The sequence below is a fragment of the Pseudomonas sp. B34(2017) genome, assembly GCF_002112915.1.
Lineage (GTDB): Bacteria > Pseudomonadota > Gammaproteobacteria > Pseudomonadales > Pseudomonadaceae > Aquipseudomonas > Aquipseudomonas pharyngis.
Map to the genome: position 1 here is coordinate 171,043 of NZ_NEJA01000004.1, position 18,854 is coordinate 189,896.

At 58.5% G+C, this 18,854-nt stretch carries 19 protein-coding genes and 1 pseudogene; 8 read left to right on the forward strand and 12 right to left on the reverse strand.

Annotated elements, in window-relative coordinates; genetic code table 11:
* Window positions 1–91: 91 nt before the first annotated feature.
* Entirely contained in the window at window positions 92–496 is a 405-nt protein-coding gene (locus tag CAF80_RS14100) for a TraR/DksA C4-type zinc finger protein (RefSeq protein ID WP_039767046.1), read from the reverse strand.
* A gap of 409 nt (window positions 497–905) precedes the next feature.
* Here CAF80_RS14100 and CAF80_RS14105 point away from each other — a divergent pair, with 409 nt between their 5' ends.
* From CAF80_RS14105 to CAF80_RS14115, 3 genes are all read left to right on the forward strand, one after another.
* Window positions 906–1,511: a glutathione S-transferase gene (locus CAF80_RS14105; RefSeq protein ID WP_039767049.1), complete on the forward strand. Its 606-nt coding sequence runs from the start codon at window positions 906–908 to the stop codon at window positions 1,509–1,511.
* Window positions 1,512–1,513: 2 nt separating this feature from the next.
* Entirely contained in the window at window positions 1,514–2,620 is a 1,107-nt protein-coding gene (locus CAF80_RS14110) for a DNA alkylation repair protein (RefSeq protein ID WP_085667580.1), read from the forward strand.
* A gap of 169 nt (window positions 2,621–2,789) precedes the next feature.
* Window positions 2,790–3,068 carry a hypothetical protein gene (locus CAF80_RS14115; RefSeq protein WP_074688714.1) on the forward strand — a complete coding sequence of 93 codons (279 nt, stop codon included), beginning with the start codon at window positions 2,790–2,792 and terminating at the stop codon, window positions 3,066–3,068.
* 98 nt (window positions 3,069–3,166) lie between these two features.
* On the opposite strand, the gene CAF80_RS14120 is transcribed toward CAF80_RS14115, so the two are convergent.
* From CAF80_RS14120 to CAF80_RS14130, 3 genes and pseudogenes are all read right to left on the reverse strand, one after another.
* Window positions 3,167–3,457: a hypothetical protein gene (locus CAF80_RS14120; RefSeq protein ID WP_254778412.1), complete on the reverse strand. Its 291-nt coding sequence runs from the start codon at window positions 3,455–3,457 to the stop codon at window positions 3,167–3,169.
* A gap of 98 nt (window positions 3,458–3,555) precedes the next feature.
* Window positions 3,556–4,212: a DUF2931 family protein gene (locus CAF80_RS14125; protein ID WP_074688718.1), complete on the reverse strand. Its 657-nt coding sequence runs from the start codon at window positions 4,210–4,212 to the stop codon at window positions 3,556–3,558.
* Window positions 4,212–5,753 (reverse strand): annotated as a pseudogene (locus CAF80_RS14130) (phospholipase effector Tle1 domain-containing protein). Before CAF80_RS14130 ends, CAF80_RS14125 begins: the two are co-directional and overlap by 1 nt.
* A gap of 172 nt (window positions 5,754–5,925) precedes the next feature.
* Here CAF80_RS14130 and CAF80_RS14135 point away from each other — a divergent pair.
* Window positions 5,926–6,282, forward strand: a complete 357-nt coding sequence (locus CAF80_RS14135; protein WP_039767675.1) for a hypothetical protein — start codon at window positions 5,926–5,928, stop codon at window positions 6,280–6,282.
* Window positions 6,283–6,349: 67 nt separating this feature from the next.
* Here the strand turns inward: CAF80_RS14135 and CAF80_RS14140 are convergent, their stop codons facing one another.
* The 7 genes from CAF80_RS14140 to CAF80_RS14170 form a co-directional block, all read right to left on the reverse strand.
* The gene (locus CAF80_RS14140; protein WP_039767057.1) at window positions 6,350–6,712 is read right to left on the reverse strand and encodes a DUF6124 family protein; all 363 of its coding nucleotides are present in this window, start codon (window positions 6,710–6,712) and stop codon (window positions 6,350–6,352) included.
* Window positions 6,713–7,131: 419 nt separating this feature from the next.
* A complete protein-coding gene (locus tag CAF80_RS14145) occupies window positions 7,132–7,461 on the reverse strand; it encodes an antibiotic biosynthesis monooxygenase (RefSeq protein ID WP_085667579.1) in 330 nt (109 codons plus the stop codon).
* On the reverse strand, window positions 7,458–8,453 hold the full coding sequence (locus CAF80_RS14150; protein ID WP_085667578.1) for a zinc-dependent alcohol dehydrogenase family protein: 996 nt from the start codon (window positions 8,451–8,453) through the stop codon (window positions 7,458–7,460). The genes CAF80_RS14145 and CAF80_RS14150 overlap by 4 nt, the downstream gene beginning before the upstream one ends.
* A gap of 63 nt (window positions 8,454–8,516) precedes the next feature.
* Window positions 8,517–8,819, reverse strand: a complete 303-nt coding sequence (locus tag CAF80_RS14155) for a helix-turn-helix transcriptional regulator (RefSeq protein ID WP_007950555.1) — start codon at window positions 8,817–8,819, stop codon at window positions 8,517–8,519.
* 90 nt (window positions 8,820–8,909) lie between these two features.
* Entirely contained in the window at window positions 8,910–9,125 is a 216-nt protein-coding gene (locus tag CAF80_RS14160) for a DUF4287 domain-containing protein (protein WP_074688726.1), read from the reverse strand.
* A 91-nt stretch (window positions 9,126–9,216) separates the two neighbouring features.
* Window positions 9,217–10,479 carry an MFS transporter gene (locus CAF80_RS14165; protein WP_085667577.1) on the reverse strand — a complete coding sequence of 421 codons (1,263 nt, stop codon included), beginning with the start codon at window positions 10,477–10,479 and terminating at the stop codon, window positions 9,217–9,219.
* A gap of 98 nt (window positions 10,480–10,577) precedes the next feature.
* On the reverse strand, window positions 10,578–11,465 hold the full coding sequence (locus CAF80_RS14170) for a LysR family transcriptional regulator (RefSeq protein WP_039767081.1): 888 nt from the start codon (window positions 11,463–11,465) through the stop codon (window positions 10,578–10,580).
* 133 nt (window positions 11,466–11,598) lie between these two features.
* Here CAF80_RS14170 and CAF80_RS14175 point away from each other — a divergent pair, with 133 nt between their 5' ends.
* Together CAF80_RS14175 and CAF80_RS14180 are read left to right on the forward strand one after the other, a co-directional pair.
* A complete protein-coding gene (locus CAF80_RS14175) occupies window positions 11,599–13,248 on the forward strand; it encodes a GMC family oxidoreductase (RefSeq protein ID WP_085667576.1) in 1,650 nt (549 codons plus the stop codon).
* Window positions 13,249–13,329: 81 nt separating this feature from the next.
* Window positions 13,330–14,952 (forward strand): MFS transporter, encoded by a 1,623-nt coding sequence (locus CAF80_RS14180; RefSeq protein ID WP_085667575.1) that lies wholly within the window; start codon window positions 13,330–13,332, stop codon window positions 14,950–14,952.
* A gap of 49 nt (window positions 14,953–15,001) precedes the next feature.
* Here the strand turns inward: CAF80_RS14180 and CAF80_RS14185 are convergent, their stop codons facing one another.
* Entirely contained in the window at window positions 15,002–15,370 is a 369-nt protein-coding gene (locus CAF80_RS14185) for a DUF427 domain-containing protein (protein ID WP_074688734.1), read from the reverse strand.
* 171 nt (window positions 15,371–15,541) lie between these two features.
* Here CAF80_RS14185 and CAF80_RS14190 point away from each other — a divergent pair, with 171 nt between their 5' ends.
* On the forward strand, window positions 15,542–16,756 hold the full coding sequence (locus tag CAF80_RS14190; protein ID WP_085667574.1) for an MFS transporter: 1,215 nt from the start codon (window positions 15,542–15,544) through the stop codon (window positions 16,754–16,756).
* Window positions 16,757–16,873: 117 nt separating this feature from the next.
* The gene (locus CAF80_RS14195) at window positions 16,874–18,817 is read left to right on the forward strand and encodes a DNA topoisomerase III (RefSeq protein ID WP_074688738.1); all 1,944 of its coding nucleotides are present in this window, start codon (window positions 16,874–16,876) and stop codon (window positions 18,815–18,817) included.
* Window positions 18,818–18,854: the final 37 nt, after the last annotated feature.

Sequence of the window (18,854 nt, forward strand, 5' to 3'; positions counted from 1 at the left end):
CAAAGATCGCAGCCTTTTGCAGTTCCCGGAGGAGCTGCAAAAGGCTGCGATCTTTTCGCGACGACCCGCATTGAAGGGGTCGCCTCAGGAATCAGGCCTGACGCTGGTGCTTGTCGATCTGCTCGTGACGCTCTTGAGCTTCGATGCAGTACTTGGTGGTCGGGCTGATCAGCAGGCGTTTCAGGCCGATCGGCTCGCCGCTGTCGTCGCACCAGCCGAAGCTGTCTTCCTTGATACGCTCAAGGGCCTGCTCGAGTTGCGGCAGCATGCGCTGGTCGCGATCGATCGCGTTTACCAGCCAGGTGCGCTCTTCTTCCACCGATGCGGCGTCCGCCGGGTCAGCCGGGGTGTCCAGGCTTTCGATGGCAATACGGTTCTGCTCAATGCGCTCATGGGTTTCGACTTTCATGTTCTGCAACAGCTCTTGAAAGAAAGCGTGTTGCTCGGCATTCATGTAGTCATCTGCCGGCATGGCCAGCAACTTGTCCTTTGTCATTGATATCTCTATAAAAAACGTGCATTAAGGCGAATTAGGGAGCGTTCCGGCGAACCGCCTGCGGTCATCGGAAAGGCATCGTTTATTGCAAACGCCACCCGGCACTCAATTTACGAAGGGGCGGCAGTCTAAGGCCCGTTTGAGGCCTCAGCAACTGTAAATACCGGGAATTTGTCCGACAAGGCCCGGAAACTGCTCTGACACAGGCTTCACAGCGCTCATCGGAGTGCGTTTATAGCAAGAAATTCAGTCGAGCGGCTGTATATAGAAGACAAACGTCAGACGAGCGGCGCTTTGTCGCAATTCGTTACAGTCGTTGACCGCGACACCAGCCCTTCCCAAAGACTGACAAATCCCCCCAACCTCGGCTACGTTATGCCCTCCCCGGTTCGACTAGAAGGAACGCGTCATGAAACTGATCGGCATGCTGGACTCCCCTTACGTGCGCCGCGTGGCGATCTCTGCCAAATGCCTGGGGGTCGAACTGGAACACGACCCGGTCTCGGTGTTCCGCCACTTCGAACGTTTCCAGCAGATCAACCCGGTGGTCAAGGCGCCGACCCTGGTCCTTGATGACGGCGAAGTGCTGATCGACTCGACCCTGATCCTCGACTACCTCGAAGCCCTGTCCGGCAAAACCCTGCTGCCCACCGACCTGACCCAACGGGTCAAAGCCCTGCGCCTGATCGGCCTCGGTCTTGCCGCCTGCGAAAAAGCCGTGCAGCTCTACTACGAACGCAACCTGCGCCCGGCCGACATTCAATACCAGCCGTGGGTCGAACGCGTCGAAGGCCAACTCGCCGCCGCCTTCACCGCCCTCGAACACGAACTCGAAAAACACCCGCTGCCCACCGACGGCCCTCTCCAACAGGACGGCATCACCCTCGCCGTCGCCTGGAGCTTCACCGGCCTCGTCGTCCCCGACCAGATCGACGCTCAATGTTTCCCGCGCATCGCCCAATACACCGCGTACGCCGAAAGCACCCAGGCGTTCATCGACACCCCGATGACCTGACCATGAGCGCCACCGAAACCGCCGCCCCGGCCCTCAAAGAAATCTTCAACGCCGAACGCCTGCAACACATCGCCACAGAAATGAGCGCCGTGTACCCGGCGTTCAAGGCCAAGGCATTTCTCAAGCACGCCAACGACGGCCTCGCCGACCTCTCCGTCATGCAACGCATGGCCCGCGTCAGCGAAAGCCTGCACGCGGTGCTGCCGCTGGATTACGCAGATTCCCTCGCTGTGCTGCGCGAACTTGCCCCACGCCTGAACAGCGGCTTCGTCAGCATGTGCCTGCCGCACTACGTCGCGTGCTACGGCGCGCACGCGTTCGACACATCAATGGAAGCCCTGAAGTACTTCACCACCTTCGGCTCCTCCGAATTCGCCATCCGCCACTTCCTGCGCAGCGACCTGGAACGCTCGCTGGAACTGATGCACGACTGGACCCGAGACGAAAACCACCACGTCCGAAGACTAGCCAGCGAAGGCAGCCGCCCTCGCCTGCCGTGGTCGTTTCGGCTGGAACCGGTGCAGGCGGATCCGCTGTTGGCTGCCGGGATTCTCGACCGGTTGAAGGCGGATGAAAGTTTGTACGTGCGCAAGTCCGTGGCGAATCATTTGAATGATGTAACCAAGGAGCATCCGGAATGGGTGCTGGATACGGTTGAGGGGTGGTCACTGGAGAACAGGCACACGGCGTGGATTGCCAGACATGCGTTGCGGAGTTTGATCAAACAGGGGAATTCGCGGGCGCTCACGGTTATAGGCGCAGGGGCGAAGGCTGAGGTTGAATTGCTGGATGTGAAAGTGGAGCCGGCGGTTGTGCGGCTTGGGGATACGATTACATTGTCGTTTACCGTGCGGTCGTTGGTGCCGGTGGAACAGCGGTTGGTGATTGATTATGCGATTGACTATGTGAAGGCGAATGGCGGGACTTCGGCCAAGGTTTTCAAGTTGAAGACGTTGGAGCTGGCGGGGTATGGGAGTGAGGTTGTGGCGCGGCGACAGGTGATTAAGGATTTCACTACGAGGAAGCATTATGCGGGGGTGCATGCGGTACATGTGGTGATTAATGGGGAGCGGCTGGGGAGTACGGCCGTCAATATCATCACTCGATAAACTTTAAAAGCACTTTATTTATCAAGTAAGAAATCGCAAGTGGAGGGGAAATCTGGCATGCCGGCTTTCTCGGAAAATAGCAAAAAGTCCCGGACAGTGGTCCCGAAGCCTATAGCTTGACAAAAAATATCCATAAACAATACCAAGCACTACTAAAGAGGAACGAATCATGCTCGAACATGTAAGCATTGAGGATCTGAATAAATTTGAAGGTTCCCTTCCAAACCACTCAAAGATTGAAGGCGCACTATCCTCGCTAGGCGGCCCTGGATGGGAGGGCTTTGGCTTTAAGGTCAAAGTACTGAAAGAGCTAGGTTATGACGTCGATGCGAAAGATAACACTGACGCAATGAAAATCAGGGCTTACAACACAGTAGCTGACGCGTTCAACAAGCTTGGTCCAAAAATCACCGCGAAAAAGCTTCTAGCAGAGTTAGGCATTAACTAACATTCCACTAAACAAAATACTACAAGGGACAAAATACTACAGGGGACAGATTTATTTTCGAGAGATAGGTCTGTCCTCTCCCTACTAAAAGGCCGGCTTCAGATGGGATTGAAGGTCAAACTATCAAGATCAATCTCGGCGTAACACCCAACATCTCCCTTGTAAAGCGAGACTCTGGAAACTTCCAGCTCGGACTGTAAAAATTCGACAAGTGCTCTAAGGTTCTCGTTTTTAGACATTGACGTAGGACGCACTACCGTCGCCTGACCGGGTTCGTCATCGTAAACCCTAATCAGAAACACATTCTCTTCGTTCTGTACATCGTATTTGTAACCACGGTATTCATACCCAAGATCATGGTCAACATCATCAAAGCGAGTAGATTTCACGATTTTCAAAACAGCATCCAGTATCCAGGTTCCATAAAGGAAAAATGGGAAGGGAATTATTTTTTAAAACTTGCCCTCTCATCCCCAATATCCAAGAATTACCAACTGCCATACGGAATGCCGTACTTCTCGATGTAGCGCTTGGACTTCTCACTGACTGGATACGCGTAACGTCCTTCGTTCTTCCCCTGCTCCGGGCCCAGTGGTTCGATCTCACCTTGCATTCGGGCCACTTTGATCGGGCGTCGACACGAATCTCTCACCCAAACCTGTACCACTCCACCTGGTGCCAGCCCTAAATAAACCGAGGCCATGAACCGCGCAGTTTTCTCCGGTGTTTCAGGGCAGCGCTGGCTTGTGGACTTCACCATTATTTGTCTGGCCTCTTCCGGTATATCCACCCATGCCTGCCAGGTTTTCTGTTCCACAATTGATTGCCAGCGAACGTAGATACGAACTGGTAAGTCAGCACCTACAACGCGTTTTCCGCTACCGCCCACGCCTGTCCAACCACGGGCAGACTCGGTTCCATCGTCAGGCTCTCCGCCTGCTGCTGTTCCTCCACCTGTTCTGAAGAAGACTTTGCCCGTAATGTCTTGCACAGAGCTGTCTTCCACCCAAACCTTCATGTAATTCGGTTCAGTGAAAGCTAATTCCCACCATTCAGACTTGGGGTCATTTTTTGCTGACAGTGGGTCAGCAGACTGACAACCGGTCATGAACAACGCGCAGAGCAGGGTGACAAGGAATTTCATTACCAGAGTGTCCAGTCAGGTACGTGAGGATGTTGCACGCGAATCGAGTCTGCCGTTGGAGCGTTAATGTAGACGGCTCTGATACCACTTCCATCTCTTCGCCCAAGGGGATGATTCCAGTTTGCGGACGTGTGAATGTACTTCAGTTTCAGTAATTGTTCTTCTTGCGGGGTGGTGCTGTAGTCACCGCTCAGAAACCGATCGCACAGCGCTTACAGCTCTGAGGGAACAGCCAAGGCAGCGGTCCCGGGAACATCGTTGAAGCGAACACCTTTTTCTTTTGCCAAGTGATGCATCACTCGCAGGTAAACCCTGGACAGCATGCCGCTGACAGGTCGCTTGAGCTGGACGGCCGCATAAATACGTTTCGCACGTGGACTGAGTCTATCTCGCAGGTTACTCGGTATAGGAGCCGCATCAGGCGTGACGATTTCGAGCATTTCTGCTGGCCATCCTTTGCCAATCCACTGTTCTCTGGCCGCTACCGCATCACGGTAAATAGAGGTCGTGGTGACATCAGTACTCTGAGACACATCGAGGGTTTGCATAGGACTTACGAGCACATTTTCCTGTGCATCTTCGAGATAACCACCGCCAAGATCGGAATGAACACCCGGCAGAGTGATTTCCGTATGGTCTGGCTTGACGCGGCTGAGGGCGAAATTGGCGCGGCACTCGTCGCGAGCGGTTAGCTGGACGACATCACTGAAGAAACGACGATCAAGGTACAACTTGATACCCGTTGCGACGGGGCTTTTGATATTGCCCAGATTGGACCATCCGGCGATTGACGGCACTGTGTCAAACAGGCCAATGAAGCCCATGTTGATACTGCTTTTGTACTGAGCATTGAAAGTTGAACTGAGGTCATTGGCATTGCTGCGCAAAACTTCACCGAGAGGCCCTTGTTCGCCACGCACGACTTCATTTGCAAAATGTCGAGCAGCAGCGGCGCCACGACTAAAGCCGAATGCATCGAACGTCAGAGAGGTGATTTCACAATTCGGATGTTCATCCAGCACATCTTCAATGCGCGATTTAATCTCTGCGAACGAAAGCTGAACACGACCTGCAACCCCCGTCTCACCTCGACCAGTGCCCGCCCCAAGCGTGCTGTCCTCCATGCCTGAGCGAGTACCGATCCCCTCGACATACACCATGCGAAAGGCTTGCTTCTGCGAGCCCTCTCCTTCGGCTTTCTGAGGTGCGCAGTACAAGTCACTCAGTTTCTGCACATTGCTGGTGTCATTACCGTAGCTGCTGTCCGGATCTTTCATGAACGGCTTGCAACTGGCATCAATATCTTGAGCAGCAATGGGATGATGGGCACCGCAAAGTAAACCCGCAGCAGCGTTATTGGCATTATTCCCCGTCCCATCGAAGAACACTCCGATCCGCAGGGCTATGCCAATTTTTTCACGTGCCGATGCCGGTTCCTTCCCGTGTTTCTCATATTCAGCCCAACGCTGGGCATGAATATCGACGGGGTCGGTTCCTTTGTTGCGATAGTTTTTAGGCGGGTTGGGAATGTAGCCACTCAATCCTTGATTCCTTCTTCTGATCCTTGAAGAACGGGCCGAAGGGTGACAGCGGAAATCGGGGGGCGCAAGGCGTGGCCGCGTGCCAGCACTTGGCGCTCTTTCTCCCTGCCTGCAATGGTGGCGCCGAGCCACGAATGATAAGGTTCAGCCTCAAAACCAGGGACGACACCTCGTGCACAAACAATGTCTGGCAGCAGCAGTAACCTTCGCCATCAGTTTTTCCGCTCTTGCCTCTCCCGTACCGCAGGAAGAGCTCGAAGAGTGCCAACGAATAGAAAACTCGGCCAAACAGGTCATGAAAACCAGGCAGCAAGGCGTGCCCATGGCTTCGGTGTTGGAACTGGCCGAAGCGGCAGGTAAGCAGAACGAGTATGTGGGTGAGGTGTTCAAGTCGTTGATTCGCGAGGCGTACGAGATTCCTCAATACTCAAGCGAGAGTTTGCAACAGAAAGCGATCAGCGATTTCCATTCCAATTTCTACAAGGCTTGCATCGTGACAGCGGAAAAGAGAGCAAACGCCAACGGCTGAGCTCAAACAAACAAAAAAGGGAGCAGATTCAGGTAATGAATCTGCTCCCTTTTTCTGAAGGACAGCCTTAAGTCTTCAGTTCGACGTTATCCAACGCCTGATTCACTGCCAATTCCCCGAGCATCACAATCTGCGCAATCCCTATCGCAGTCTTACGGTGAGCGGGCTCCAGCGTAGCGGCAAAATTGTTGAGCATTTCGCTGGCCGAACCGAGGGATTCGCTGGCGTTGGCGAGCAGTGATTCGGTGTCATACGCCGGATTGGCCAGGTACATCGGATCGTGTTTGTGGTGACTACCCATGACCCGTTGCTGTGGAGTGAGGTAATGATCGAGTGCGCGTTCGGCGGCTTCGTTCAGGGTTCGGGAGTCGGGGAATCTGTAGGGTGAAACCGGATCGGTTTCCGGGGGATTCGGTGTGGGTTTGATCATGGTGAAACTCCTGATTTTCAATAGGAGCTACCAGCATCACTTGCAGATGATGGGTGGCAGCCATGTGCGGGTCTGCAAGACCGGGAAACCAGGCACCCGGCAGACCCGAGGGTCTCCCGCACAAAGCCGCCATTGAGCGGACGCAAACAAGCGTCCTTTTGGCAGGCTGTGCGACTGGTTTTTCCGGCGGGCTTGCAGACCCGATCACTGATGGGCAGTGACGGGAATCAAGTTACGGTCGGAAGTCCAGACGCACAAGCCGGCGGATTCTGTCTTAGGTGTAGGGGACGGCGCAAGGCGCTGTGGGCATCCGGGTGTGGCTGCAGGACTGATTTAAACAACCAATGCGCAGGGCGTTTAACTCCGGATAAAAGCCGGACTGTCACCCAGTCCGGCTCGCTCGTCACAAAATCATGTTTTCAGTTTCCGGGCCAAAGCGCCCCATCACCTTCGCCAGCCGTAAAAGCCGCCCCCTCAATGTGATAAACCTGCGGCTCCTCTGAAAAATACCTCTCAAGTCCCAGCATAAAGACCCTGTGATCCTCCCCCGCCTCAAACTCCGTATGAGCCTCAAGCGATTCCCACCGCACGATCAAATTGAACCGCTCCGGCGTTTCAATCCCCTGCGCAAGCATGTGCCCGCCGTACCCGTTCGAGCGGCGGAGCAAAGGCGCAACCTCGGCAAATCCACGTCGGAACTCATCAACACGTTCGGCGTGAACAGGCAGCAAAGCGATCTCATAAATCATGACGCATCCTCCACAGAACCCGAACGAAGGGACGGCTCCACCACAATCGCAATCTTCCCTTGAAGACCATTGTTGGGACTCTCCAGCCGAGCATGGGCCAGCGGAATCTCCGCAAGCGAATACACCGCGCCAACATGTGGCCGCAGTTGACCGCGTTCCACCAGGGCACTCAATTCATCGAGCTTGCCGCGGTTCTGGCGGGTGAACACGAAGTGATAACTCGCGTTCTTGCCCCAGGCTTGGACGAGATTTTGTGGTTTGGCGATGTCGACGATCGAGACCACGCGGCCAAGTTGTGCGAGGGCGTCGGGACTGCGCGACAGGGTGTCGCCGCCGATGGTGTCGAACACCACGTCCACTCCGAGGCCATTGGTTTCTCGCAGGATGGCGTCGACGTAGTCGTCCTTTTCGTAGTCGATGATCACATCGGCGCCCATGCGACGGACGAACTCGGCGTTTGCTTCGCGCGCGGTGGTGAACACTTTGGCGCCCATCGCTTTGGCGAGCTGGATGGCGACATGTCCGACGCCTCCCGCGCCACCGTGGATCAAGATGCTCTCCCCCACTCTGAGCGCCGCCCGCACGATCAGGGCTTCCCACGCCGTCCCGCCCACCAGGCTCAAGCTGGCCGCTTCGAGATGGCTCAGCGAGGAAGGTTTTTTGCCGATGATGCTGGCGGACGCCACGTGGTACTCGGCATAGCTGCCGGGGCCGTCGAAGATTTGTGGCGTGTACCAGACTTCGTCGCCCGGCGCGAAAGCCGTCACGCCCGGGCCGATCGCTTCGACGACGCCGGAGACATCATGACCGGTGATGGCCGGCAGTTGCACCAGATCGGGATAGTCGCCGCGTCGGACTTGATAATCCAATGGATTGATCGAGGTGGCGTGTACCCGGACCAGCACTTGCCCCGCTTCCGGCACGGGTTTGGGTACGTCGCAGAGTTCGAACGATTCAGGGTTGCCAAATGATTCAAGCAGCATCGCTTTCATGGTGAATCCTCGTATCGACAATAAGGGATATCGAGATATCTCGATATCATGCGGTAAATTTTTTTACAGCTCTTTCCCTATGACCTCGGCTAAAGCGCTGATGTTGGCTTCATTGCGCTTGTAGTAGGTCCACTGACCGATGCGCCTGACTTCAACCAGGCCCACGCGCTGCAGCGTTGCAAGATAACCGGACACCGTTGACTGCGAGAGTCCGATGCCCTCTTGAATACTGCTCACACACACGCCCACCGTGTGAACGTCGCCCTCGTCCTGCGGGGGGAAGTTCTTTACGGGGTCCTTCAAGCCTTTCAGGATTTCAAGCCGTACCGGGTTTGAGAGTGCTTTGAATACTTCGATCAGGTCCATGCCGCGAGAATATCGAGATTATTCGATATGTCAATACGCTGTTTGACCAGCGGAAAACGAACCGCTGGCCGGATCATCGTGAAGATGTCCTCACTTCGTGCCGCTAGCCAGATGATGAGCAACCAATGCGTTCGCATGCCCGTGACCCATGCCGTGTTCGGTCTTGAGCCATGTGACCAGTTCCATGTGTTTTTTGTCGGTGATGCTGGCGAGCAGATTCAGCCAGTGGTCGATGGGTTGGCCGTACTTCTTTTCGATTGAAGGAAAGTAGGATGCCGGGCCTTTTACTTTTGCGTCTTCGCTCATGCTGCAAGCTCCCTGTTTGCGATGGAATGTCATGACCTCAAAGATTGAAGGCCATGACGTTTACGCAGTCCAGTACAAGCAGGCTGATACGTCAGGGAACAACCATCGGCGGCACACTTTTTTGCAACCCGGTTGATTCAACACCAGAGCGCGACACCGTCTCCGGCACCGCCACCCAAAGCAGCACCAGCGCCGCCATCGCCACCCCCGCCAAGGTCAGGAACGCAGCGCTGTACCCCGCCTCCTGAACCACAATCCCAGCCAGGCTGTTGCTCAACGCCGCACCCAGACCGAACACCGTTGAAATCGCCCCGAGGCTGACATTGAAATGCCCGGTGCCCAGCGTCAGGTCTTTCACCACCACCGGAAACAGCGCGCCGAAAATCCCCGCGCCGATGCCATCGAGCAACTGCACCGAAACCAGCCACCACGGATCGTTCGACAGCACATACAACACGCCACGCAACGGCAAAATCAGAAACCCCGCCAACAGCAACGGCTTGCGTCCCCAAAGATCGGCTTTCGCCCCCACCAGCAGCGCGACCGGCACCATCACCAGTTGTGCCGCGACGATGCAGGCAGACGTGAGCGGTGTGGCCATCTGCAGATTGGCCTGCGCCAGCTTCTGGCTCACCAGCGGCAACATCGCCGCGTTCGCCAGATGAAACAGCGCGCAGCAAATCGCAAACATCAGCAGCGGGCGGTTGGTGAGCAACACGGAAAAGCCCGAAGGCTGCTTGCCCTGCCCCGTTGCGCTAGGCTCCAGTCCTCGGGCGAGATCGTGGTCAATGGCGTCGGCCGATACGAACGAGACGGCAATCACACTGGCCAGCGCCATGACTGCCATCAAATAAAACACCGCCACCGGGCCGAACAGGTACGCGGACAAACCGGCCAACAACGCAGCGCAAGCATTGCCCGCGTGGTTGAAGGTTTCATTGCGCCCGGTTCTTCGCGTAAACGCGCGAGGCCCGGTAATGCCAAGGGTGATCGCGCAAATGGCCGGCGCGAAAATCGAAGCGGCAGCAGCGCTGATGGCCTGCGTCAGCGCCACCAAGCTGAACGATGTCACGAACGGCAGCAACAGGCAGCTTCCGGTGACCACCAGCGCGGCAATCGCTATCAGCGCCCGTTTGAAGCGTGTGCTGTCGACCAGCGCGCCTGCCGGGGTCTGGGTGATGAGCGCGGCGATCCCGGCAATAGACATCACCAGACCAATGCTCGCCGGCTCCCAGTGGTGAACCGCCAGCAGGTAAATCGCGAGATAAGGACCGAGCCCGTCACGCACGTCGGCGAGAAAGAAATTCAGACTGTCGAGGGACAGGTTATTGCGGCGATCGAGGTGAGTGGCCACGGGAAACGTCTTCGTTGTCGAGGTTCTGCGAAATGACTCAACCTCCGCAAATCGAATGACCTTTCGCCGGGCGTTTTAGTTGCATGAAACAGCCGTCTTTACTGGCCCATCAACAACTCGCGCTCGCCTTCGCAAAGCCCCACCACGTAATCCCAAACCACCCGCAACCGTACCGACTTGTGCAACTCGCGCCGCGTGCTGATCCAGTAACTGCGCTCGATGCTCTCATCCGGTAAAAGCGCCACCAGATCCGGATCCGACGCCGCCATGTAACAAGGAAGAACGGCAATGCCGAGACCTGAGCGCGCCGCCTGCTGCTGGGCGATCACGCTGGTGCTGTGAAATACCACCCGTGGGTTGCGGCAGAAGCTGTTGAGAAACATCAGCTCCTGACTGAACAGCAGATCATCGACATAGCCGATCCACGCATGCCGGCCAAGATCCTCGCGGCTGCGCAATGGCGGCGCGTTGTCCAGGTAGGCGCGGCTGGCATAGAGCGCAAGCCGGTAATCGGTGAGTTTACGGGTGACCAGCATGTCTGCCGCCGGCCGCTCCAGGTGAATGCTGATTTCCGCCTCTCGGTTGAGGATGCTGACGAAGCGCGGCACCGCCACCAGTTCCACTTCCAGCCCAGGATAGCGTTCGAACAACCCGATCATGCGGCTGGCCAAAAACATGATGCCCAGCCCCTCCGTCACGCCAACGCGAATCTTGCCCAACGGTGCGGTGGATTGAGTGATTTCCTCCTGAGCCAGCAGAGCGACGTTCTCCATGGCTTCGGCATGCTTGAGCAGCGCCTCCCCCGCCGGAGTCATCTCGTACCCCTGGGCGTGCTGGACGAACAACGCGGTGCCAAGGCTTTTTTCGATGGCCTCGATATGCCGGGCGACGGTGGCGTGCGTGGTGTTCAGGCGGCGGGCGGCAGTGAGCAAGCGCCCGCTGCGTTGCAACTCGAGAAAGAACCGCAGATCGTTCCAGTCAAACATGGCTTGTCCTTGTCGGCTATCGTCAGGGAGCGCTGTTTGAAAACGCACAGCGGCTGCGCAAAAACTAACATTCTTTTGACGAAAGCTAACAACTAGGATGACCGACAACAAAAACAATAAGCGAGGTCAGGGAATGCAGACTTCCCTTGATGAATTCGATTACATCGTGGTCGGCGCCGGGCCGGCCGGGTGTTTGCTGGCCAATCGGCTGTCGGCCGATCCACAGCAGCGCGTGCTGTTGCTGGAGGCTGGCGGGCGCGACAACTATCCGTGGATTCACATCCCCGTGGGTTACCTGTTCTGCATCGGCAACCCGCGCACCGACTGGTGCTTCAAGACCGAAGAACAACCGGGCCTCAACGGCCGCGCGCTGAGTTATCCGCGCGGCAAGGTGCTGGGCGGCTGTTCGTCGATCAACGGCATGATCTACATGCGCGGCCAGGCCAACGACTACGACGGCTGGGCTGCCGAGGGCAATCCGGGCTGGGCCTGGAATGACGTGCTGCCGCTGTTCAAACAGAGCGAAAACCACTTTGCCGGCGCGGCGGACTTTCATGGCGACAAGGGTGAATGGCGCGTTGAACGCCAGCGCCTGTCGTGGCCGATTCTCGATGCATTCCGCAGCGCTGCCGAACAGAGCGGCATCGCCAGCATCGATGACTTCAACCAGGGCGACAACGAGGGTTGCGGCTACTTTCAGGTCAATCAGAAGGCCGGGGTGCGCTGGAATGCGGCGAAGGCGTTTCTGAAGCCGATTCGCGATCGGGCCAATCTCACGGTATTGACCGAAGTCGAAGTGGATCGAGTGTTGTTCGAGGACGGTCGCGCCTCGAAAGTCAGTGCCCGTTGGCAGGGTCAACAAAAGAGCTTCAAGGCGCGCAAGGAGATCGTGTTGTGCGCCGGCTCCGTGGGCTCGCCGAGCATTCTGCAACGCTCCGGAATCGGGCCGCGCCCGCTGCTGGAAAAGCTCGGCATCGGTGTGGTGCATGAACTGCCGGGCGTCGGCGGCAACCTGCAGGATCACCTGCAACTGCGGCTTATCTACCAACTGGAAAACGCCCGCACCCTCAACCAGATCGCCGGCAGCGTGTGGGGCAAGATGGGCATGGGCCTGCGTTACCTGTACGACCGCAGCGGGCCGTTGTCGATGGCGCCGAGTCAGCTGGGCGCATTTGCCCGCTCCGGGCCGGAACAGACTTCGGCCAACCTCGAATATCACGTGCAGCCGCTGTCGCTGGAGCGTTTTGGCGAGCCGCTGCACAGCTTCCCCGCATTCACCGCGTCGGTGTGTGATTTGCGGCCGCAGAGCCGGGGCCGAATCGAAATCCGCGCCGCCGATCCGCAAACCGCGCCGCTGATCCAGCCCAACTACCTCAGCCATCCCGAAGACCTGCGCGTGGCCGCCGACGCGATTCGCCTGACCCGGCGCATCGTCAGCGCCCCCGCCCTGCAAGCCTTCAATCCGGTGGAATACCTGCCCGGCGCCAGCCTGCAAACCGAAGAACAACTGCACGAAGCGGCGGCGAAGATCGGCACGACGATTTTCCACCCGGTCGGCACTTGTCGCATGGGTAACGATGCGGAAGCGGTGGTCGATGCGCAGTTGCGCGTGCATGGCGTACCGGGGCTGCGGATTGCCGATGCGTCGATCATGCCGCGCATTACCTCGGGCAACACCTGTTCGCCTACGCTGATGATTGCTGAAAAAGCGGCACAGCTGATTCTCAACCCAACCGCCCGGAGTTTTCCCGCCGAAGAAAAAGCACTGACCGCACTCTCTTGACCAAAGGAACAGCGGCGCCCACCCACAAGGCCGGTGCCGACAGTGGAAACAACAAAAACAATCACTGTGAGGGATACCGATATGTCAGAACACGTTCAGCCTCTGGACGCCGTGCGCAGCACGGACTCCAGCCCCGATACCCGAAAGGTCATCTTCGCCTCGTCCCTGGGGACGGTGTTCGAGTGGTATGACTTCTTCCTCTACGGCGCCCTGGCGGCGGTCATCAGCAAGCAGTTTTTCGCCGGGGTCAACGACACCACGGCGTTCATCTTCGCGCTCATGGCGTTTGCCGCAGGCTTCATCGTACGGCCGTTCGGGGCGCTGGTGTTTGGTCGGTTGGGGGACATGATCGGGCGCAAATACACCTTCCTCGCAACCATCATCCTGATGGGTGTGGCGACCTTCGCCGTAGGTCTGCTGCCGACCTACGCCAGCATCGGCATCGCCGCACCGATCATTCTGGTGATACTGCGCATGCTTCAGGGCCTTGCCCTCGGCGGCGAATACGGCGGCGCCGCGACTTACGTGGCCGAACACGCGCCGATCGGCAAGCGCGGGTTCCACACCAGCTGGATTCAATCCACCGCGACCCTTGGTCTCCTGCTGTCGCTGCTGGTGGTGCTCGGTTGCCGCTACTTCACCGGCGATCAATTCGAAGTCTGGGGCTGGCGTATTCCGTTCCTGCTGTCGATCGTGCTGCTGGGCATTTCCACCTGGATTCGCCTGAGCCTGCACGAATCGCCGGCCTATCTGAAAATGAAAGAGGAAGGCAAGGCCAGCAAGGCGCCGATCCGCGAATCCTTCGGCAAATGGGAAAACCTCAAGGTCGTGCTGATCGCCCTGTTCAGTATCAACGCCGGGCAAGCGGTGACCTTCTACGCCGCGCAGTTCTACGTGCTGTTCTTCCTCACCCAGTTCCTGAAAATGGACCCCGCGGTGGCCAACAGTCTGCTGATCATCAGCGTGGTGATCGGCGCGCCGTTCTTCATCATTTTCGGCTGGCTGTCGGACAAGGTCGGGCGCAAACCGGTGCTGATGCTTGGCTTGCTGCTGGCCACCGCGCTGTACTTCCCGATCTTCAAATCCCTGGCCCACTACGCCAACCCGGCCATCGACCACGCCAGCCGACAGGCACCAATCACCGTGGTGGCGGATCCGGCGACCTGCACCTTCCAGTTCGATCCGGTGGGCAAGGCCAAATTCGACAGCCCGTGCGACAAGGTCAAAACCTTCCTGGTCAAACAAGGCCTACCCTACTCCAGCGTCGCCGCGCCGGCGGGCAGCACGGTGCAAGTGAGCGTCGGCGATGTGAAGCTCGACGGCTTCGACGAAGCCGCCCTGCGCGGCGCCATCACTCTGGCCGGCTACCCGCAACAGGCCGACATGCAGCAAATCAACAAACCGATGATCGTGGCCCTGATCGTCGGCCTGATCATCATCTCGGCCATGTGCTACGGTCCGCTCGCCGCGCTGATGGTCGAACTGTTCCCGACCCGCATCCGCTACACCTCGATGTCCCTGCCGTATCACATCGGCAACGGCTGGTTCGGCGGATTCCTGCCAACCGTGTCGTTTGCGCTGGTGGTGTACACCGGGGATATTTTCTATGGGCTGTGGTACCCGGTGCTGATTACCGGAGTGAGCCTGGTGGTGGGGATGATCTGTCTGCGTGAGACGAAGAATATCGATCTGGACAAGAACTGATTGATATTCGTGTGGCGGGGGCGCAATGCCCTCGCCACCCAGCTGGATCTCAGACCTCCGCGTCCAGCAACTCAAACTTCACCTGATCGGGATAAAACGCCACGTAATCCTTGATCTGGCTGACCGAAATCTTCGGATTTTCGTACGTCCACACCGCATTCGCCCCTTCATGCCCCGGCACTTGCAGACTGAAATAGTTGGCATCGCCCTTGTACGGGCAGTAGGTGGTGTGGTCGGTGCGGGCGAAGTATTTTTCGTCGATATCTTCGCGCGGGATGTAGTAGACGGGCGGGTAATTGGCTTCGAGCAGCACCAGCGCTCGGGCCGAGGCGGCGACCTGTATGCCGTGGAATTTTACCAGCAGGCAGCCAGGCTGCTCAGCGACGGTGATGACGGGACTGGGACCGGACGTTTTCATCGGTTTCTCCTGACGGCGGCGAAGGCACCGGTTCAGGTATAACCCATGCGGGGGAATCTCGTCGGGTTCGCAGCCGAACGGTTTTTCTCCGATCAAATATGACCGCCGCTTGCGGAGGCGGCGGATTCTGGTTTCATATCACGCCCAAAACGCCCACCGACAGGAGTCATCATGCGTAAGGATTACCTGGCTTTCTTCATCTCGCTGTTCCTGTCGCGGCTGGCGGATCAGATCCTGTTGTTCATCGTGCCGCTGGTGGTGTTCCAGACCACCAACAGCGCGTCCTGGGCGGGGCTCGCATTTTTCGTCGAGTCGCTGCCGCGTTTTCTCGCGTTTCCACTGTGTGGGGCCCTGTGCGACAAGTTCTCGCCCATCAGGATTCTGCACATCAGTCAGGTCTACCGGGCGCTGCTCTGCGTGTTGGCGGTTGGGCTTTATGCCGTCTTCGGCGGTATCGCGTGGCTTGTGGTGCTGTCTGCGCTGTGCGGCGTGCTGACTACTCAGGGCATCATGGCCCGCGAAGTGCTGATGCCGCATATTTTCCAGCACTACAGCTACACCAAAACCCTTTCCTACTCGCAGATAGCCGACCAGACCGGACTGGTTCTGGGACCCTTGGTGGCGGCATTGCTGCTGGAGGTTTCGGCCTGGCACTGGGTGGTGCTGTGGGTGGCCGGGCTGTTCCTGCTGGCCGACCTGAGCATGCTGGTGTGGCAACGTTTCAGTCGTATCACCCTCGAGGTGTTTGAGCAGCATCAGGACATCTGGCTGCAGCCTCTGCGCATCGCGTTCAGGCATATCCGCGAACTGGCGGAGCTGAAAAAGATCATCACCCTGGCGATCGGGGTCAACCTGATTGTCGGGGTCACCCTGGCCACTTCGGCGGCCATGGTGCTCGGTCAATACAGCGCCGGCAAGGACGACTACGCCGTGCTGCAAGCGGCTGGCGCGGTGACCACCATCGTGATTCTGTTTTTCCTCGCCCGGGTGGTATTGCCGTTGCGCGTATTGGGTGGCGTTGCCTATTCGATGCTCGCCGCCGGCGCCTTCATCAGCGCCCTGAGCCCGAACCTGGCGGGTTATGTGCTGGGTTTTCTGTTGATCGTCGGCTTCGACAAGATGTTCAACGTTTACATGCGCAGCATTCGCCAGCGAGTCATTCCCCCTCAGGACTTCGGCAAGACCGTGGGCGTGATCACCCTGCTCAACAACTTGTCACAACCGCTCGCGGGACTGCTTGTTGCGCTGCTCGCCGCGCCTTTGGGGGCACAACGTGTGATCCTGATCCTGGCTGTGCTGGCGACGCTGCTGGGCGTTGCGGCTCTCTGGTGGTTTGCCAGAGTACGGCGTTCCTCCATGGCGTCGATTTTCGAAACCGACCGATAAAAGCTGTACACGCTCGGCAATCTTTTTATCTGTATATCCATACAGATAAAAGTTGCCCGTTCGCCCGAGTCAGGCCATTCTGTGCGCCTATTCGGGCAATGATCGACGACGGTGGTTATGCGGCTGTACCTGTGTGAAAAACCTTCCCAGGCCAAGGACATTGCGGCCGTGCTCGGCGCAAAGCGTCGGGGCGACGGCTGCTGGCTGGGAACGGACGTCACGGTGACCTGGTGCATCGGCCACTTGCTGGAAACCGCGCCGCCGGACGCCTACGACGCCAAATACAAGCGCTGGGTGCTGGCGGACCTGCCGATCATCCCGGACAAATGGAAAATGACCGTAAAGCCGCGTACCGCCAGCCAGTACAAGGCGGTCAAGCGCCTGCTCGGCGAGGCCAGCGAACTGATCATCGCCACCGACGCCGACCGCGAGGGCGAAATGATCGCCCGGGAGCTGGTGGAGCATTGCCGCTATCGCGGGCCGATCCGCCGCTTGTGGCTGTCGGCGCTGGACGAAGCCTCGATTCGCAAGGCGCTGGCGGCGCTCAAACCGGGCGCTGAAACCTTCAGCCTGTATCACTCGGCACTGGGGCGCTCGCGGGCGGACTGGCTGATCGGGATGAACATGAGTCGGCTGTTCACCCTGCTCGGCCGGCAATCAGGCTATCAAGGTGTACTGCCGGTGGGCCGGGTGCAGACGCCGACGTTGCGGCTGGTGGTGGATCGCGACCGCAGCATTGCCGATTTCGTGCCGGTCGCGTACTGGGCCATCGACGTGCAACTGCTGCACAACGGCACGCCGTTCACGGCGCAGTGGCGTGCGCCGGGCGATGCCTGTGACGATCAGGACCGTTGTCTCAATCAGGCCCTCGCCCAGCAAGCGGCCGCCGCCATCGGCAGCGCCGCCAGCGCCCGGGTGGTCAAGCTGCGCACCGAACGCATGCGCGAAGTGGCACCCCTGCCCTTCGACCTCGGCACCTTGCAGGAAGTCTGCTCGAAGAAGCTCGGCCTCGGTGCCCAGGAAACCCTCGATATCGCCCAGGCGCTTTACGAAACCTACAAAGTCATCACCTACCCGCGCAGCGATTGCGGCTACCTGCCCCTGAGCCAGCACAGCGAGGCGCCAGGGATTCTTGCGGCGCTGCGTCAGGCCGACCCGAGCCTCGAAGCGCTGCGCGAGCATCTGGAGCCACAGCGCCGCTCCCGCGCCTGGAACGACGCCAAGGTCAGCGCCCACCACGGCATCATTCCGACCGCTGCCGCGAAAAACCTGGAGCGTCTGACCGGCAAGCACCGCGCGGTCTACACGCTGGTTCGCGCGCGGTATCTGGCGCAGTTCCTGCCCAATCACGAATACGACCGCACCCAGGCCGATTTCGATTGCGCCGGGGAAACCTTGCGCGCGGTCGGCAAGCAGATCATCGAGCCGGGCTGGAAACGCGCGTTGCCCGAAGCGCTGGCCCCGGCCAGGGGGCGTGAAGCCCCCGCGCCACAGACGCTACCGACACTGACCCAAGGCGCCGAGTGCGCCGTGGCGGACGTGAAGCTCAAGGACCTGTGGACGCAACCGCCCAAGCCCTACACCGAAGGCGACCTGATCAAGGCCATGAAGAACGTCGCCAAACTGGTGGAAGATCCGCTGCTCAAGCAGAAACTCAAGGACACCACCGGCATCGGCACCGAGGCCACCCGCGCCTCGATCATTCAAGGGTTGCTGGATCGCGGTTATCTGGTGAAGAACGGCAAGGCGCTGTCCGCCACGCCCGCCGCCTTCAGCCTGATCGACGCCGTACCGCGGGCGATTGCCGACCCCGGCACCACAGGGATCTGGGAGCAGGCGCTGGACATGGTGCAGAGCGGCGAAATGAGTCTGGAGGTATTCGTCACCAAACAGGCCGCGTGGATGAGCAAGCAAGTGACCCGCTGCGCCGGGCTGAGCCTGACCATCAGCGGCCCGCCACCTGCCGGCAAGGCCGCTGCGCCATGGAAGAACAAACGCAAGACCACTCGGCGCAAAACCACCGGAACCGGCAAACGCTCGGCGAAACCGGCGGCCAAATAGCCCGCTGCGCGCTACTGTTTCAACAGTGATGGTCAGG

Bases quoted from the DNA above. Each gene is read 5' to 3' on its own strand.
- CAF80_RS14170 (WP_039767081.1), bottom strand. From the start codon at position 11,465: ATGTTTGACTGGAACGATCTGCGGTTCTTTCTCGAGTTGCAACGCAGC.
- CAF80_RS14195 (WP_074688738.1), top strand. From the start codon at position 16,874: ATGCGGCTGTACCTGTGTGAAAAACCTTCCCAGGCCAAGGACATTGCG.
- CAF80_RS14140 (WP_039767057.1), bottom strand. From the start codon at position 6,712: ATGATCAAACCCACACCGAATCCCCCGGAAACCGATCCGGTTTCACCC.
- CAF80_RS14185 (WP_074688734.1), bottom strand. From the start codon at position 15,370: ATGAAAACGTCCGGTCCCAGTCCCGTCATCACCGTCGCTGAGCAGCCT.
- CAF80_RS14190 (WP_085667574.1), top strand. From the start codon at position 15,542: ATGCGTAAGGATTACCTGGCTTTCTTCATCTCGCTGTTCCTGTCGCGG.
- CAF80_RS14180 (WP_085667575.1), top strand. From the start codon at position 13,330: ATGTCAGAACACGTTCAGCCTCTGGACGCCGTGCGCAGCACGGACTCC.
- CAF80_RS14160 (WP_074688726.1), bottom strand. From the start codon at position 9,125: ATGAGCGAAGACGCAAAAGTAAAAGGCCCGGCATCCTACTTTCCTTCA.
- CAF80_RS14175 (WP_085667576.1), top strand. From the start codon at position 11,599: ATGCAGACTTCCCTTGATGAATTCGATTACATCGTGGTCGGCGCCGGG.
- CAF80_RS14150 (WP_085667578.1), bottom strand. From the start codon at position 8,453: ATGAAAGCGATGCTGCTTGAATCATTTGGCAACCCTGAATCGTTCGAA.
- CAF80_RS14105 (WP_039767049.1), top strand. From the start codon at position 906: ATGAAACTGATCGGCATGCTGGACTCCCCTTACGTGCGCCGCGTGGCG.
- CAF80_RS14110 (WP_085667580.1), top strand. From the start codon at position 1,514: ATGAGCGCCACCGAAACCGCCGCCCCGGCCCTCAAAGAAATCTTCAAC.
- CAF80_RS14100 (WP_039767046.1), bottom strand. From the start codon at position 496: ATGACAAAGGACAAGTTGCTGGCCATGCCGGCAGATGACTACATGAAT.
- CAF80_RS14115 (WP_074688714.1), top strand. From the start codon at position 2,790: ATGCTCGAACATGTAAGCATTGAGGATCTGAATAAATTTGAAGGTTCC.
- CAF80_RS14145 (WP_085667579.1), bottom strand. From the start codon at position 7,461: ATGATTTATGAGATCGCTTTGCTGCCTGTTCACGCCGAACGTGTTGAT.
- CAF80_RS14125 (WP_074688718.1), bottom strand. From the start codon at position 4,212: ATGAAATTCCTTGTCACCCTGCTCTGCGCGTTGTTCATGACCGGTTGT.
- CAF80_RS14155 (WP_007950555.1), bottom strand. From the start codon at position 8,819: ATGGACCTGATCGAAGTATTCAAAGCACTCTCAAACCCGGTACGGCTT.